Source organism: Streptococcus sp. ALY_211 (assembly GCF_058314555.1).
Genome location: NZ_JBZFUN010000004.1, coordinates 12,808 through 28,573 on the forward strand (window position 1 = coordinate 12,808; position 15,766 = coordinate 28,573).

17 protein-coding genes are annotated in these 15,766 nt (G+C 40.9%); 14 read left to right on the plus strand and 3 right to left on the minus strand.

All coding sequences use genetic code 11. From position 1 onward, the window contains the following. The first annotated feature begins 76 nt into the window (after positions 1-76). The 8 genes from rpsL (at position 77) to glnA (ending at position 8,439) form a co-directional block, all read left to right on the plus strand. Positions 77-490: a 30S ribosomal protein S12 gene (gene rpsL, locus AC4HAJ_RS04590; RefSeq protein ID WP_491078984.1), complete on the plus strand. Its 414-nt coding sequence runs from the start codon at positions 77-79 to the stop codon at positions 488-490. 22 nt (positions 491-512) lie between these two features. Then, positions 513-983 carry a 30S ribosomal protein S7 gene (rpsG, locus tag AC4HAJ_RS04595; RefSeq protein WP_491078985.1) on the plus strand — a complete coding sequence of 157 codons (471 nt, stop codon included), beginning with the start codon at positions 513-515 and terminating at the stop codon, positions 981-983. A gap of 197 nt (positions 984-1,180) precedes the next feature. After that, complete coding sequence (gene fusA / locus AC4HAJ_RS04600) at positions 1,181-3,262, plus strand: elongation factor G (protein WP_491078986.1); 2,082 nt, start codon at positions 1,181-1,183, stop codon at positions 3,260-3,262. A 239-nt stretch (positions 3,263-3,501) separates the two neighbouring features. Next, positions 3,502-4,515, plus strand: a complete 1,014-nt coding sequence (gene gap / locus AC4HAJ_RS04605) for a type I glyceraldehyde-3-phosphate dehydrogenase (protein ID WP_491078987.1) — start codon at positions 3,502-3,504, stop codon at positions 4,513-4,515. A gap of 135 nt (positions 4,516-4,650) precedes the next feature. Then, on the plus strand, positions 4,651-5,847 hold the full coding sequence (locus tag AC4HAJ_RS04610; RefSeq protein ID WP_491078988.1) for a phosphoglycerate kinase: 1,197 nt from the start codon (positions 4,651-4,653) through the stop codon (positions 5,845-5,847). 118 nt (positions 5,848-5,965) lie between these two features. Continuing rightward, complete coding sequence (locus AC4HAJ_RS04615) at positions 5,966-6,541, plus strand: FUSC family protein (RefSeq protein WP_491079147.1); 576 nt, start codon at positions 5,966-5,968, stop codon at positions 6,539-6,541. Positions 6,542-6,639: 98 nt separating this feature from the next. After that, complete coding sequence (locus AC4HAJ_RS04620; RefSeq protein WP_491078989.1) at positions 6,640-7,011, plus strand: MerR family transcriptional regulator; 372 nt, start codon at positions 6,640-6,642, stop codon at positions 7,009-7,011. Between the two features lie 81 nt (positions 7,012-7,092). Next, positions 7,093-8,439, plus strand: a complete 1,347-nt coding sequence (glnA, locus tag AC4HAJ_RS04625; protein WP_491078990.1) for a type I glutamate--ammonia ligase — start codon at positions 7,093-7,095, stop codon at positions 8,437-8,439. A gap of 149 nt (positions 8,440-8,588) precedes the next feature. Here the strand turns inward: glnA and rnjA are convergent, their stop codons facing one another. After that, positions 8,589-10,274, minus strand: a complete 1,686-nt coding sequence (gene rnjA, locus AC4HAJ_RS04630; RefSeq protein WP_491078991.1) for a ribonuclease J1 — start codon at positions 10,272-10,274, stop codon at positions 8,589-8,591. 1 nt (position 10,275) lies between these two features. Beyond that, on the minus strand, positions 10,276-10,506 hold the full coding sequence (locus tag AC4HAJ_RS04635) for a DNA-dependent RNA polymerase subunit epsilon (protein ID WP_491078992.1): 231 nt from the start codon (positions 10,504-10,506) through the stop codon (positions 10,276-10,278). Between the two features lie 273 nt (positions 10,507-10,779). Here AC4HAJ_RS04635 and AC4HAJ_RS04640 point away from each other — a divergent pair, with 273 nt between their 5' ends. Next, the gene (locus AC4HAJ_RS04640) at positions 10,780-11,076 is read left to right on the plus strand and encodes a putative quinol monooxygenase (protein WP_491078993.1); all 297 of its coding nucleotides are present in this window, start codon (positions 10,780-10,782) and stop codon (positions 11,074-11,076) included. 94 nt (positions 11,077-11,170) lie between these two features. Here AC4HAJ_RS04640 and AC4HAJ_RS04645 read toward each other — a convergent pair whose 3' ends face one another. After that, entirely contained in the window at positions 11,171-12,208 is a 1,038-nt protein-coding gene (locus AC4HAJ_RS04645; RefSeq protein ID WP_491078994.1) for an SDR family oxidoreductase, read from the minus strand. A 139-nt stretch (positions 12,209-12,347) separates the two neighbouring features. Between AC4HAJ_RS04645 and AC4HAJ_RS04650 the strand changes: the two genes are divergently transcribed. The 5 genes from AC4HAJ_RS04650 to nth all read left to right on the plus strand — a co-directional run bounded on the left by AC4HAJ_RS04650 (position 12,348) and on the right by nth (position 15,766). Then, a complete protein-coding gene (locus tag AC4HAJ_RS04650; protein ID WP_491078995.1) occupies positions 12,348-12,806 on the plus strand; it encodes a MarR family winged helix-turn-helix transcriptional regulator in 459 nt (152 codons plus the stop codon). Between the two features lie 10 nt (positions 12,807-12,816). Further along, positions 12,817-13,512, plus strand: a complete 696-nt coding sequence (gene tsaB, locus AC4HAJ_RS04655) for a tRNA (adenosine(37)-N6)-threonylcarbamoyltransferase complex dimerization subunit type 1 TsaB (protein WP_491078996.1) — start codon at positions 12,817-12,819, stop codon at positions 13,510-13,512. Beyond that, a complete protein-coding gene (gene rimI, locus AC4HAJ_RS04660) occupies positions 13,512-13,925 on the plus strand; it encodes a ribosomal protein S18-alanine N-acetyltransferase (protein ID WP_491079148.1) in 414 nt (137 codons plus the stop codon). The genes tsaB and rimI overlap by 1 nt, the downstream gene beginning before the upstream one ends. 47 nt (positions 13,926-13,972) lie before the next feature. After that, the gene (gene tsaD, locus AC4HAJ_RS04665) at positions 13,973-14,989 is read left to right on the plus strand and encodes a tRNA (adenosine(37)-N6)-threonylcarbamoyltransferase complex transferase subunit TsaD (RefSeq protein WP_491078997.1); all 1,017 of its coding nucleotides are present in this window, start codon (positions 13,973-13,975) and stop codon (positions 14,987-14,989) included. A 147-nt stretch (positions 14,990-15,136) separates the two neighbouring features. Then, on the plus strand, positions 15,137-15,766 hold the full coding sequence (nth, locus tag AC4HAJ_RS04670) for an endonuclease III (RefSeq protein ID WP_491078998.1): 630 nt from the start codon (positions 15,137-15,139) through the stop codon (positions 15,764-15,766).

Here is a 15,766-nt window from a genome sequence, read left to right on the forward strand (position 1 = left end):
GCAAAGTACACCCGGATATAGGCCTGTCACCAAGCGCTATATCAACCAAAAATAAAATTTTACAGGAGAAATGTAGATGCCTACAATCAACCAATTAGTACGTAAACCACGTAAGTCTAAAGTTGAAAAGTCTAAGTCACCAGCGTTGAACGTTGGTTACAACTCTCACAAAAAAGTTCCAACAAACATTTCATCACCACAAAAGCGTGGTGTTGCTACTCGTGTTGGTACTATGACACCTAAAAAACCAAACTCAGCTCTTCGGAAATTTGCTCGTGTACGTTTGAGTAATCTTATCGAAGTGACTGCCTATATCCCAGGTATCGGGCACAACTTGCAAGAACACAGTGTTGTGCTTATCCGTGGTGGACGTGTTAAAGACCTTCCAGGGGTACGTTACCACATCGTTCGTGGTGCACTTGATACTGCAGGTGTAGCTGATCGTAAACAAGGCCGTTCTAAATACGGTGCTAAACGTCCTAAAGGATAACTTAGAAGGGGGATAAGAACTAATGAGTCGTAAAAATCAAGCGCCTAAGCGCGAAGTATTGCCAGATCCATTATACAATTCAAAGATCGTAACACGTCTTATCAACCGTGTTATGCTTGATGGAAAACGTGGTACAGCTGCCAGCATCGTTTATGGTGCTTTTGACCAAATTAAAGAAGCTACTGGTAACGATGCTCTCGAAGTATTCGAAACAGCAATGGAAAACATTATGCCTGTACTTGAAGTACGTGCACGTCGTGTTGGTGGTTCTAACTATCAAGTCCCAGTTGAAGTGCGTCCAGAACGCCGTACAACTCTTGGACTCCGTTGGTTGGTAAATGCTTCACGTGCCCGTGGTGAGCACACTATGATTGACCGTCTTTCAAAAGAAATCATGGATGCTGCTAACAATACTGGTGCTGCTGTCAAGAAACGTGAAGATACTCACCGTATGGCAGAAGCAAACCGTGCCTTTGCACACTTCCGCTGGTAAGGAGAAAGATAGAAATGCTTTTGCATTTCGTTGTCTTTCCTCGCAAGATTGGTTAGGTTTTTACTAAGTCTTGTAAAAGACGCTGGTAAAAGCTATCCAGCTACTGCGTATTAGCAATAAATAAAACAGTAAGAACGGGTAGGTCCCTGCCTATCCGTTTTTTCCAAAAACTATAGATTCATAGGAGAAAAACCATCATGGCTCGTGAATTTTCACTTGAAAAAACTCGTAATATCGGAATTATGGCTCACGTTGATGCCGGTAAAACAACGACTACAGAGCGTATTCTTTACTACACTGGTCGTATCCATAAAATTGGAGAAACTCACGAAGGTGCATCACAAATGGACTGGATGGAGCAAGAGCAAGAACGTGGTATCACAATCACATCAGCCGCTACAACAGCGCAATGGCATGACCACCGTGTTAACATCATTGACACACCAGGGCACGTGGACTTCACTATTGAAGTTCAACGTTCCCTTCGTGTCCTTGATGGTGCGGTAACTGTTCTTGATGCTCAATCAGGTGTTGAACCTCAAACTGAAACTGTTTGGCGTCAAGCAACTGAATACGGTGTTCCTCGTATCGTATTTGCTAATAAAATGGATAAGATCGGTGCTGATTTCCTATACTCAGTAAGTACTTTGCATGAACGTTTGCAAGCAAATGCTCATCCAATTCAATTACCAATCGGTGCTGAAGATGATTTCCGTGGTATCATCGACCTTGTTAAGATGAAAGCTGAAATCTATACCAATGACCTTGGTACAGATATCCTTGAAGAAGATATTCCAGCTGAATACCTTGAACAAGCTCAAGAATACCGTGAAAAATTGGTTGAAGCAGTAGCTGAAACTGATGAAGATTTGATGATGAAATACCTTGAAGGTGAAGAAATCACTAATGAAGAGTTGAAAGCGGCTATTCGTAAAGCGACTATCAACGTAGAATTCTACCCTGTTCTTTGTGGTTCTGCCTTCAAGAACAAAGGGGTTCAATTGATGCTTGACGCGGTTATTGACTATCTTCCAAGCCCACTTGATATCCCTGCTATCAAAGGTGTTAATCCAGATACAGATGAAGAAGAAGAACGTCCAGCATCTGATGACGAGCCATTTGCAGCGCTTGCCTTCAAGATCATGACTGACCCATTCGTAGGTCGTTTGACATTCTTCCGTGTTTATTCAGGTGTTCTTAATTCTGGTTCTTACGTGGTTAATACGACTAAAGGTAAACGTGAACGTATCGGCCGTATCCTTCAGATGCACGCTAACAGTCGTGAAGAAATTCAAACTGTATATGCTGGTGATATTGCTGCTGCAGTTGGTTTGAAGGACACTACAACTGGTGATTCATTGACTGATGAAAAAGCTAAAGTTATTCTTGAATCAATCGAAGTTCCAGAACCAGTTATCCAATTGATGGTTGAACCTAAGTCCAAAGCTGACCAAGATAAGATGGGTGTTGCCCTTCAAAAATTAGCAGAAGAAGATCCAACCTTCCGTGTTGAAACTAATCCAGAAACTGGTGAAACAGTTATCTCTGGTATGGGTGAGTTGCACTTGGATGTCCTTGTTGACCGTATGAAACGTGAATTCAAGGTTGAAGCAAATGTAGGTGCTCCTCAGGTATCTTACCGTGAAACCTTCCGTGCTGGGACACAAGCACGTGGATTCTTCAAACGTCAATCAGGTGGTAAGGGTCAATTTGGTGATGTTTGGATCGAGTTCACTCCAAACGATGAAGGTAAAGGATTTGAGTTTGAAAATGCCATTGTTGGTGGTGTTGTTCCTCGTGAATTTATCCCAGCCGTTGAAAAAGGATTGGAAGAAGCTATGGCAAATGGTGTCCTTGCTGGATATCCATTGGTTGACATCAAGGCTAAACTTTATGATGGTTCTTACCATGATGTCGACTCATCTGAAACTGCCTTCAAGATTGCCGCTTCTCTTGCACTTAAAGAAGCAGCTAAGACAGCACAGCCTGCTATTCTTGAACCAATGATGTTAGTAACAATCACTGTACCAGAAGAAAACTTAGGTGATGTTATGGGACACGTAACTGCTCGTCGTGGACGTGTAGATGGTATGGAAGCACATGGCACAAACCAAATCGTACGTGCTTATGTTCCCCTCGCTGAGATGTTTGGTTATGCCACTGTCCTTCGTTCAGCATCTCAAGGTCGTGGTACATTCATGATGGTCTTTGACCACTATGAAGATGTTCCAAAATCTGTTCAAGAAGAAATTATTAAGAAAAATTCAGGTGAAGCTTAATTATAATTTTTTCTAATAAAAGTCAGTAAGTAGTTCAACTTACTGGCTTTTTTAGTGGTTCAATGTTGACTCTAGTGCTAGTATATGACAGAAGGGTAAGAGGTTGCAATTTTCTGCAAATCATTATATAATAACCATGTTGAAGGGGCCTTGTGTGTATACTCAAGTTAACCTTTTCACAAATGTAGAGGGTTCGCCCTAATTAAATTTTTTTGATTTTCATAAGGAGGAAATCACACATGGTAGTTAAAGTTGGTATTAACGGATTCGGACGTATCGGACGTTTGGCCTTCCGTCGTATCCAAAATGTTGAAGGTGTTGAAGTAGCTCGCATCAATGACCTTACAGACCCAGCAATGCTTGCACACTTGCTGAAATATGATACAACACAAGGTCGTTTTGACGGAACTGTTGACGTAAAAGACGGTGGTTTTGAAGTCAACGGTCAATTCGTCAAAGTTTCAGCAGAACGTGACCCAGAACAAATTGACTGGGCTAACGATGGTGTTGAAATTGTTCTTGAAGCAACAGGTTTCTTTGCCACTAAGGAAGCTGCTGAAAAGCACTTGCACGATGGAGGTGCTAAGAAGGTTGTCATTACTGCTCCTGGTGGTAATGATGTTAAGACTATCGTCTTCAACACTAACCATGATGTTCTTGATGGTACTGAAACAGTTATTTCAGCTGGTTCATGTACAACTAACTGTCTTGCGCCAATGGCAGATGCTTTGAACAAGAACTTCGGCATCAAAGCTGGTACTATGACTACTATTCACGGCTACACTGGAGACCAAATGATTCTTGACGGTCCACATCGTAAGGGTGATTTCCGTCGTGCTCGTGCAGCGGCAGCTAACATTGTTCCAAACTCAACAGGTGCGGCTAAGGCTATTGGTCTTGTTTTGCCAGAGTTGAATGGTAAGTTGCAAGGACATGCTCAACGTGTTCCAGTTCCAACAGGCTCATTGACTGAATTGGTTTCAGTTCTTGACAAGAAAGTTACTGTTGACGATGTTAATGCAGCTATGAAGGCAGCAGCTAATGAATCTTATGGTTACAACACTGATGAGATTGTTTCATCAGACATCGTTGGTATGTCATTTGGCTCATTGTTTGACGCTACTCAAACAGAAGTTACTGAAGGCGCAGACGGTACACAATTGGTTAAGACTGTTGCATGGTATGACAATGAAATGTCTTACACTTCACAATTGGTTCGTACGCTTGAATACTTCGCAAAAATCGCTAAATAATTTTTATTGAATAGTGATCAGAAAGGGCTCTAGAGCTCTTTTTGTTTTGTTGTTGTGAATATCTTCATTTGTTTGTCTTTAGGGCTTTATTTGTGCTATAATAACCTTATTAAAATATATAAAGGAGTCTACCAAATGGCAAAATTGACTGTTAAAGACGTTGAGTTGAAAGGTAAAAAAGTCCTCGTTCGTGTTGACTTTAATGTACCTTTGAAAGATGGTGTTATCACTAACGATAATCGTATTTCAGCTGCTCTTCCTACTATCAAATACATCATTGAGCAAGGTGGTCGTGCTATTCTTTTCTCTCACCTTGGTCGTGTCAAAGAAGAAGCGGATAAAGAAGGAAAATCACTCGCTCCTGTTGCTAAAGATTTGGCAGCTAAATTAGGGCAGGATGTTGCTTTCCCAGGAGCTACTAGAGGCAGTGAATTGGAAGCTGCTATTGATGCGCTTAAAGATGGTGAAGTCCTTCTTGTGGAAAACACTCGTTTTGAAGATGTTGATGGCAAGAAAGAATCTAAGAATGATCCAGAACTTGGTAAGTACTGGGCATCACTTGGTGATGGTATCTTCGTAAACGATGCCTTTGGTACAGCTCACCGTGCTCATGCTTCAAACGTTGGTATTTCAGCTAATGTTGAAAAAGCGGTTGCTGGTTTCCTTCTTGAAAATGAAATTGCTTATATCCAAGAAGCAGTTGAAACGCCAGAACGTCCATTTGTAGCTATTCTTGGTGGTTCAAAAGTATCTGATAAGATCGGTGTTATTGAAAATCTACTTGAAAAAGCAGATAAAGTTCTTATCGGTGGGGGTATGACTTACACCTTCTTCAAGGCTCAAGGTATCGAAATTGGTGATTCTTTGGTTGAAGAAGATAAGTTAGAAGTTGCCAAGTCTCTGCTTGAAAAAGCAAATGGTAAATTAGTCTTGCCGGTAGATTCAAAAGAAGCTAATGCATTTGCTGACTACACTGAGGTTAAGGATACTGAAGGTGAAGCAGTAGATGCTGGTTTCCTTGGTCTTGATATCGGTCCAAAATCTATTGCTAAATTTGATGAAGCTCTTACTGGTGCTAAGACAGTTGTTTGGAATGGTCCTATGGGTGTCTTTGAAAATCCTGATTTCCAAGCTGGTACAATCGGTGTTATGGATGCGATTGTTAAGCAACCGGGTGTTAAATCAATTATCGGTGGTGGTGACTCAGCTGCAGCTGCTATCAACCTTGGTCGTGCTGATAAATTCTCATGGATTAGTACGGGCGGAGGTGCAAGCATGGAACTCTTAGAAGGTAAAGTGTTACCAGGTTTGGCTGCCTTGACAGAAAAATAAGATAAAAATGAGCCTGAAATGAAAGCCTTTCAGGCTTTTTTTATATAGCTGAGTTATCATTAGTGTGTCTATCGACACAAATTAATCTAGTGATAGTGAATCACAGAAGAAATGGTTTATCACTTTATTTTATGTTAGAATATTGTCAGATATCTCTAGAAAGTCTTTTTATATTTTGAAAAATCATCGTTTTAATTGGAAAGAATTTCGCCTTGGTCTGCGAACACTTAAGACTGGTTTGGCTGTTTTTTTGGTACTTTGTCTTTTTACTCTTTTTGGGTTTGAGGGACTTCAGATTGGTGCTTTAACTGCTGTTTTTAGCCTAAGAGAAAATTTTGACCAAAGTGTCCATTTTGGGTGGTCGCGTATAATGGGTAACACTATTGGAGGTATTTATTCTTTATTATTTTTTGTCATTAATGAATTATTTCACCATAGTGTTGTTATTACGCTAATTTTTGTACCTATTTTTACGATGTTGACTATTATGACCAATGTCGCAATTAATAATAAGGCGGGTATTATTGGTGCAGTAGCAGCTTTATTGATTATTACTCTCTCTATACCTACTGGAGATGCGTTTGTCTATACCCTGGCAAGGATTGGGGAGACTTTCCTTGGTGTCTTTATTGCTATCATCGTTAATATTGATTTTAAGATTTTGGAATTTTATTCACATCGACATAAAAAGTAGCTCTTCTCATCAAAGAGCTGTTTTTGATGTGATAAAATCTGACATAGACCTTGACAGGTCGGAATTTTCAGAATATAATGGTGGGGAAAGGGGTTGTCATGAAAGAAAAAGAGTTCCGCCGTTCAATGGCTGTTTTTCCTATTGGTTCTGTTATGAAATTGACAGACTTGACAGCTAGACAGATTCGTTATTACGAAGAACAAGGGCTTTTGACCCCTGATCGTACATCTAGCAATCGCCGTTTATATTCTTTAAATGATATGGATCTTTTGCTTGAGATCAAAGATTTTTTGAATGAGGGTATGAATATTTCTGAGGTTAAGCAGGAATACAAAAAGCGTGAGGAGGTAGCTGCCAAGCGTCATAGGCACTTATCTGATGCTGATGTCCGTCATATCCTACAGAATGAATTGCATAATCAAGCACGTTTCAATGCCCCGAATTCCAATATAGGTGGTTTTCGTCTTTAGGGACGTAATCATATAGATGTATAGCTAGTTGACCCAGGAGTACTAGGTGCTCTGATGCATGGAAATAAAAAGGAGGCTGCCATGTCTATCACTGTCGACGATATCCGTCGCGAAGTCAAAGAGAAAAATGTTACTTTTTTACGTCTGATGTTTTCTGATATAGCTGGAACGCTGAAGAATGTTGAAATTCCAGCTACAGATGAGCAATTAGACAAGGTCTTATCTAATAAAGCAATGTTCGATGGATCTTCAATAGAAGGATTTGTACGTATTAATGAATCTGATATGTACTTATATCCTGATTTGAATACGTGGACAGTCTTTCCTTGGGGGGGAGAAAATGGAGCAGTAGCTGGCTTGATCTGTGATATTTATACCGCACAGGGTGAACCTTTTGCAGGGGATCCACGTGGTAATCTTAAACGTGCGCTAAGGCATATGCAGGATCTCGGTTTTCAATCCTTTAATCTAGGTCCTGAACCTGAGTTTTTCTTGTTTAAGATGGATGATAATGATAACCCTACTCTGGAAGTTAATGATAAGGGGGGCTACTTTGATCTAGCTCCAACAGATTTAGCTGATAATACCAGACGTGAGATTGTCAATGTCTTGACCCAAATGGGCTTTGAAGTTGAGGCTAGCCATCATGAAGTAGCGGTCGGTCAACATGAAATTGATTTCAAATACAGTGATGTTTTACAGGCCTGTGATAACATTCAAATCTTTAAGTTGGTTGTTAAAACAATTGCTCGTAAGCACGGTCTGTATGCTACCTTTATGGCAAAGCCTAAGTTTGGTATCAATGGTTCAGGGATGCACTGTAACATGTCTCTATTTAATGCAGAAGGGAAGAATGTTTTCTTTGATCCAGAAGATCCTAAGGGGATGGAGTTATCTTCGGAGGCTTACTATTTCTTAGGTGGTTTGATGCGACATGCTTATAATTACACAGCTATCGTTAATCCAACTGTAAATTCTTATAAGCGTTTGGTGCCAGGTTATGAAGCTCCTGTCTACATTGCCTGGGCGGGACAAAATCGCTCACCATTGATTCGAGTACCAGCCTCACGTGGTATGGGGACACGTTTGGAGTTGCGCTCTGTCGATCCTACAGCCAACCCCTACTTGGCTTTAGCTGTTTTATTAGAAGCTGGTTTGGATGGTATTGTTAATAAGATTGAAGCTCCGGCTCCTGTAGAGTCAAATATTTATATCATGACAGAAGATGAGCGTGAAGCAGCTGGTATTCGTGATTTGCCATCTACTCTTCACAATGCTGTTAAGGCTCTTCAGGAAGATGATGTGGTTAAGGCAGCTCTTGGGGATCACATCTATTCTAATTTTGTTGAGGCTAAACGCCTTGAATGGTCAAGCTATGCTGCTTTTGTATCTCAATGGGAAATTGAAACTTATTTAGACTTGTACTAACTTAAAGTGTTAATGATTTGAATAAGCTAAGGCTGAGATTTGTTTTTAACAGATTTCAGCCTTTTTGCTTGCTCGTGATTATCTTGTGAGGGTTTTATTGTGTTAGGCTAATAAAAACAGTCTGAGATTTAAGTCTCAGACTGTTTTGCTTAATCTTTGTTATCTGGTGTTAGCACCATCGGAATAATGATGGGTTCACGCTCTGTTTGCTCATATAAGAATGGGCGTAGGGCGTTGACGATGGCACCATTGACACTTTGAATGCTGGCATCTTTATTTTTAAGTGCAATACGGATTGCATTAAAGAGTACACGCTGTCCTTGACGGATAAGATCACCTGATTCTCTCATGTAGATAAATCCTCGACTGAGAATATCTGGTCCTGCAAGAATCATTTTGGACTTAAAGTCGACAGTCGCAACAGCTAGGACAACCCCATCTTCTGAAAGATCTCGGCGGTCACGTAGGACTGCTGTCCCGATATCGCCAATACCATTACCATCGACATAGATATCTTGTGCATTGAAATGGCCAGCACGACGGGCTGAATCACTGGTAAGTGCTAGCACATCACCATTTTCCATGATGAAGATATTATCACGTGGAACGCCTGTATCCTCTGCTAAACCAGCATGAACCTTCTGCATACGATATTCTCCGTGAACGGGCATGAAGAATTTTGGCTTGATGAGGCGTAGCATGAGTTTTTGTTCTTGCTGACCACCGTGTCCAGATGTGTGGATATTGTTGACCTTACCATGGATAACCTCAACACCAGCTTCCTGAATGGTGTTGATGAGTTTATTCACGCTTGTGGTATTACCTGGAATTGGGCTGGATGAGAAGATAACCGTATCGCCAGGTTGCAGGGTCACTTGGCGGTGGGTACCGTTTGCGATACGTGCTAAGGCTGCCATGGATTCTCCTTGGCTACCTGTACACATAATCATGATTTCACTAGCGTGGTAGTCTTTGATCTCATTGGGCTCGATAAATGTACCATCTGGCACTTTGATATAACCAAGTTCGATACCATTGACGATGGCTTTCTCCATGGAGCGACCAAAAACAGCAATCTTACGCCCTGTCTTTACAGCAGCTTCAGCAGCTTGTTGGAGACGGAAGATATTGGAGGCAAAGGAAGCGAAAATAATGCGTCCGTGGATGCCTTCGATAATCTTCATGATAGATTGTCCAACGACTTTTTCAGAATTAGTAAAGGTCGGTATCTCAGCATTGGTTGAGTCAGAGAGCAGGCATAGCACTCCTTCCTCACCGAGGGCAGCCATACGATGGAGATCAGCTGGCTCACCTACAGGGGTAAAGTCAAACTTGAAGTCTCCGGTACAGACAATCTTTCCTTGAGGTGTATGGATAACGATCCCTAAGGGTTCTGGAATAGAGTGGGTGGTACGGAAAAAAGTAACACTCAGATTTTTAAAGGTTAATTCAGTATTTGCGTTGATCTCGTAGAGAGTGGCGTCACGTAGAAGACCGTGTTCTTCGAGTTTACCACGAATGAGAGCTAAGGCTAGAGGGCCTGCATAGATAGGGATATTGGCCTGCTTTAGTAAAAATGGAATACCACCAATATGGTCTTCGTGACCATGGGTGATAACTAGAGCCTTAATGCGGTCAACATTTTCAACAATATAAGAATAATCAGGAATAACGTAGTCGATACCTAGGAGGTCATCTTCTGGAAATTTAATACCAGCATCAACGATGACAATCTCATCTTGATACTCGATACCGTAGGTGTTTTTACCGATTTCTCCGAGACCACCAATGGCGTAGACACCAACTTCTTCCGGTTTTAAATTGATGTTTGACATATTAGAACTCCGTTAGTGAAAAAGCACCTGTTTCTTTTTCATATTCAAGGTGTTTATCTGATAGTAACTCGATTAATTCGATATTGTAGGTGGTATTGTCTTCGATGAGCTTACGGGCTTTGATGCGACCTTCTAGCTCTGTCGTAGCATCGATGTCTAGGTAAAGGGTTTGTGTTGATTCGCGACGAGGACTGCGATCAGTTGTTTCTTGATAAAAAACTTTGTAAATCATAAGGTTTCCTTTCTGCAATGTCAAGGTCGGTTACACGAAAGAAATCAAAGTCAGCTTACCTGGTCCAACTTTGATAACTTCTACTTTTCTATAAAATTGTCTAGTGTAATAAAATTGACCTGAACTGTTTATAATTACTTACATTGTATCACAAATCCTTTTATTCGTAAAAGGAGGATGAGAAGAATCCTTGATACTAAGTTAGGTTTTTACTTTACAATGCCTGTCTATTAGTATAGACTTGGGTTAATTTCAATGAAAGGGGGAATCCATATGGCAGTTGGTTGTTATACATTATGCCATGTAAAACCTGATAAAGTAGCGGAATTCGAAGCTATTGCTAGTCGTTTTGTGACCGAATCGCATACTCATTCAGGCTGTTTGCACTATGATTGTGGTAAAGTTGTGGATAGTGATAGTGATTATGCTTTCGTTGAAAAATGGAAAGATCATGATGCTTTTGAAGCACATGTTAACCATCCGTTTTTCTTAGCTAATGCTCCAGAGATGGAAAGCTATACTGTAGATGGTCTCTTACATACACAATTAGTTGATTTATTTGAAATATAAAAAAACAGTACATTATGAATTGCCTCCCAAAAAGTTGGATACACAATCCAATAAATAGGGTGAGGTTCATTCATAGGTGCTGTTTTTATTTTGTTTAATTCAAATAGCCGTGATTACGATACCATTTAATGGTATCTATCATTGTCTCTTCAACTGGTCGGAAGTTTCCACCTAGTTCCGTCTCCATCTTGGTATTATCAAAGTGGGTGCGCTGGTATTCTTCAGCAAAGAGATCTACTAAATCTTTACTGACTAGGACGGGTTTTCCGGTGATTGAATGATAGATTTCATTCCACATGGCGAGGGTTTTCAGCAGAGGACGGGAAATGTTTCTTTTAGGAGCAGGAAGCTCTGTGACTGATTCTAGAGTATTCATTAGTTCCTGCATGGTCATGTATTGACCAGCAGCTAAATAGCGTTCGCCTTTGCGTCCATATTTCATAGCTAGGATATGGATATCTGCCACATCTCTGGCATCAACTACACTGTAACTAGCTTTGATAATCCCTGGAATTTTCCCTTGCATATAATTTAAAATCATCTGACCTGTAGAGGTTGGTCCCATATCACCAGGACCATACATAGATCCCGGAAGCACAAAGGTCAAAAACAAATCGGAGTGTTTGATCAGAAAATCTCTAGCGGCATTTTCACTAAGAATTTTACTGCGATAGTATTCTATTTTGGTATCGGGACTGCGAGACATTGTCTCATCAATGAGCTGGTTAGGCTGGCCTTTGAGCACAGCAATAGAAGAGGTGTGTACGATTTGTCGAATTCCAGCGTCATAGGCAGCTTGCAAGAGATTTTTTGTTCCTGTGATATTAGTATCGTAGAGTTCTTGCCAGTGTTTGCCACCTTTATGGCTGTCACGAAAGAAAGCTGCTGTGTGAAAAAGGCTGTCACAATCGGATAGATGGGATTTATAGCTTTCTGGATCGAGAATATCTCCTTGAACAAAACGAATGGGAAGATCTCCAAATTGTTTTTGTGCTCTATCCATTGACCTGACCAAAGCCGTAACGTGGATATTCTCTTTGAGTAAAGCGCGGACAAGGTTATTTCCTAGAAGTCCTGTTGCTCCGGTAACAAAGGCGTGTCTAATGGTTCGAGAGGGGGTTATCGTATTCATGAGAAATCTCCTTTTAATGAATTCAAAAATAGATGACATGTCATCTATTTTCTTCTATTCTAGTTTTTAACTATTTTATTGTCAACAATTTACTTAATCTGTTGTACAATAGTAAGAGATTGAAATAAAAGGAAAAATTATGTCAGTACACGAAATAGTTCGTTTTAGGTATATGTTTAAAAGTGTTGAAAACATAGTGAATAAAGAGTTAATTCATCTGTTGGCGCCTTTGCATATAACGCCCAATCAGAGTGAGGTTCTTCTTGTTCTTCAAGAGTACGGTCCTTTATCTTTAAAAGAACTAGGTGACTTATTAATTTGTGAGGAAAGAAGTCCTAGTCGCTTAGTTAGCTCTCTCATTAAAAAGGGACTTGTTACCAAGGAAATATCTGAAAAAGATCGAAGAGCTAGTCTTTTATCGTTATCATCTGAGGGGAAAACCTTAATTCCTAAAATTCTAGAGATAAGAATCCAGTATGATCAGCATCTGTTAGGGGAAAACATTGACTTTGAAAGACTTAGTGAGATCTTTAAAGACTTTATTGCAGGGACATCTTATGAAAAAAAATTGAAAGAGCGTTCTATGTGGAATCATTAAGAGGAAGTTCATGAAATTATTAGCATTTGATACGTCTAGTCAGGCTTTGTCGGTGGCGCTTTTGGAAGATGGGGCCCTGATTGCGGATTTGACACTGACGGTAAAAAAGAATCATAGTATTAGTCTGATGCCGACCGTTGAGTTTTTGATGGCTCAGGCTAGTTGGGAGCCCAGCGATTTGGAGCGTATAGTTGTAGCGCAAGGACCTGGATCTTATACTGGTCTGCGTGTGGCGGTGGCAACTGCCAAGACTTTGGCCTATACGTTAGATGTGGATTTGGTTGGTGTCTCGAGTCTACTAGCTTTAGTTGGTGGTCATACTCATACTTCTGGTGTGCTGATTCCCTTGATGGATGCTAGACGTAACAATGTTTACGCTGGATTTTATAATGAAAAGTACCATCTGGTAGAGCCCGAAGGGCATGCTTCTATGCTTGAGGTAATTGAGCGAGCTAAGGCCTACTCAGATGTGACTTTTGTAGGTGAAGTGGACGGTTTTAAAGAACAGATTATTCAAGAGTTACCAGACGCTAAAATCTTGCCAAGTTTGCCTAGTGCTAGTTTTATTGGTCGTTTGGGTGCGGAGTTGCCAGTACAAGATGTGGATCGTTTTGTCCCTAATTATCTCAAGCGTGTAGAAGCTGAGGAAAATTGGCTTAAAGATCATGAAGAAGATGGCAGTGAAGCTTATATTAAGCGAGTATGATGAGGATTGAGGATTATAGTCAGGCTGTTCATGATATTTTAAAAGATGTCTACGGGGAGTCCCCTTGGACCTATCAGCAAGTTCGAGATGATCTTGCCAAGGACAGCAGCGAGTATTTTTTTAGCTATGATGGTCAAGAAATTGTTGGCTTTATGGCGGTACAAGACTTGGCGGGTGAGCTTGAATTAACGAATATTGCTATTAAGCAAGCTTATCAAGGACAAGGAAGGGCTGATAAACTCTTATCTTATCTGAGCCAGCGTGAGGAGGCCATTTTTCTTGAGGTGAGAGTCTCTAATCAAGGGGCTTATCATCTTTACCGTAAACATGGTTTTGAAGAGGTGGCTAGGCGTAAGGCCTACTACCATAATCCTATAGAGGCTGCCTTGATCATGAGACGTCAAGCTAGATGAAAGTGAGGAGAAAGCTGTTTTTTCCGATGAAGAATCAGCAAAGTTTTATGGCAGAAGATAGATATATTTTAGCTATTGAGTCATCTTGTGATGAGACTAGTGTAGCTGTGCTGAAAAATGAGAGTGAACTTTTAAGTAATATTATTGCTAGTCAGGTGGAGAGTCATAAGCGTTTTGGCGGTGTTGTTCCAGAGGTGGCCAGTCGCCATCACGTTGAGGTGATTACTCTTTGTATCAAGGAGGCCTTAAAAGAGGCAGACGTTGATGTAAAATCTTTGAGTGCTGTTGCTGTAACTTATGGTCCTGGTTTAGTTGGAGCGCTTTTAGTTGGTATGGCTGCTGCCAAGGCTTTTGCTTGGGCCAATGGTCTACCTTTAATCCCTGTCAACCATATGGCTGGTCATTTGATGGCAGCGCGTGAGTCAGGTCCCTTGACTTATCCTCTTATAGCCTTGTTGGTGTCGGGGGGACACACTGAACTGGTTTATGTCAGTGAGCCTGGTAACTATAAGATTATTGGGGAAACTCGAGATGATGCTGTGGGTGAGGCTTATGATAAGGTTGGCCGAGTGATGGGCTTGAGCTATCCAGCAGGTCGTGAAATTGATGAACTAGCTCATAAAGGTAAGGATACTTATCAATTTCCTCGGGCTATGATTAAGGAAGATAATTTAGAGTTTTCATTTTCAGGTCTCAAGTCAGCTTTTATTAATCTGTATCATAATGCCCAGCAAAAAGGTGAGGTATTGTCTATAGAAGATTTGGCTGCTTCCTTTCAAGCAGCTGTTCTTGATATTCTTATGGCTAAGACCAAGAAGGCTTTGGCGCTCTATCCTGTAGAAACTTTGGTTGTTGCTGGTGGTGTAGCTGCTAATCAAGGATTGCGTGAGCGTTTGAGTCAGGAAATTTCAGAGGATGTTAAAGTGGTTATTCCTCCTCTTCGTCTCTGTGGTGATAATGCGGGTATGATTGCTCTGGCGGCTGTTATTGAGAATGAGAACAAGCATTATGGGGATCTGTCACTCAATGCTAAGCCCAGTCTTGCCTTTGAGCCCCTTGAGTAAGGTAGCTAGAAGATTTATGCCTAGGATTAGGAACTGCATCTGTTATGGTGGAAGGTGGCTGAGGCTAGTCGGTTATAAGTGATTGCTTAAACCATTTTTGATGTATTCGGGTTGTTTTATTTGGACACTAATATTGAGGTGAGTGTTATGGTTTTATCGAAAAAACGGGCGAAAAAGGTTATTGAGGAGATTATTGCGCTTTATCCTGACGCTCAGCCTAGTTTGCATTTTAAAAATAATTTTGAATTGGTTATAGCTGTTTTGTTATCGGCTCAGACAACAGATGCTGCTGTTAATAAGGTGACACCGGCTCTGTTTGAGGCTTTTCCGACACCAGAGGCTATGGCAGAAGCTAGTGAGACTGAATTAGCTCGGTATATATCAAGTCTGGGGCTTTATCGTAATAAGGCTAAATACATGAAAAAATGTGCGCAACAATTAGTCGCTGATTTTCAGGGAGTAGTCCCTCAGACTAGAAAAGAACTCGAAAGTTTGGCTGGTGTTGGTCGTAAGACTGCTAATGTGGTGATGAGTGTGGGATTTGGTATTCCTGCATTTGCGGTAGATACGCATGTGGAGAGGATCTGCAAGCACCATGATTTGGTTAAAAAATCTGCAACGCCGCTTGAGATTGAGAAGTACGTGATGTCTGTTTTACCTGAGCAAGAGTGGTTAGCGGCTCACCAGGCCATGATCCTTTTTGGTCGTGAAATTTGTCACCCTAAGAATCCAGAGTGTGATCAGTATCCTCAGTTGTATGATTTTTCTGATTTATAA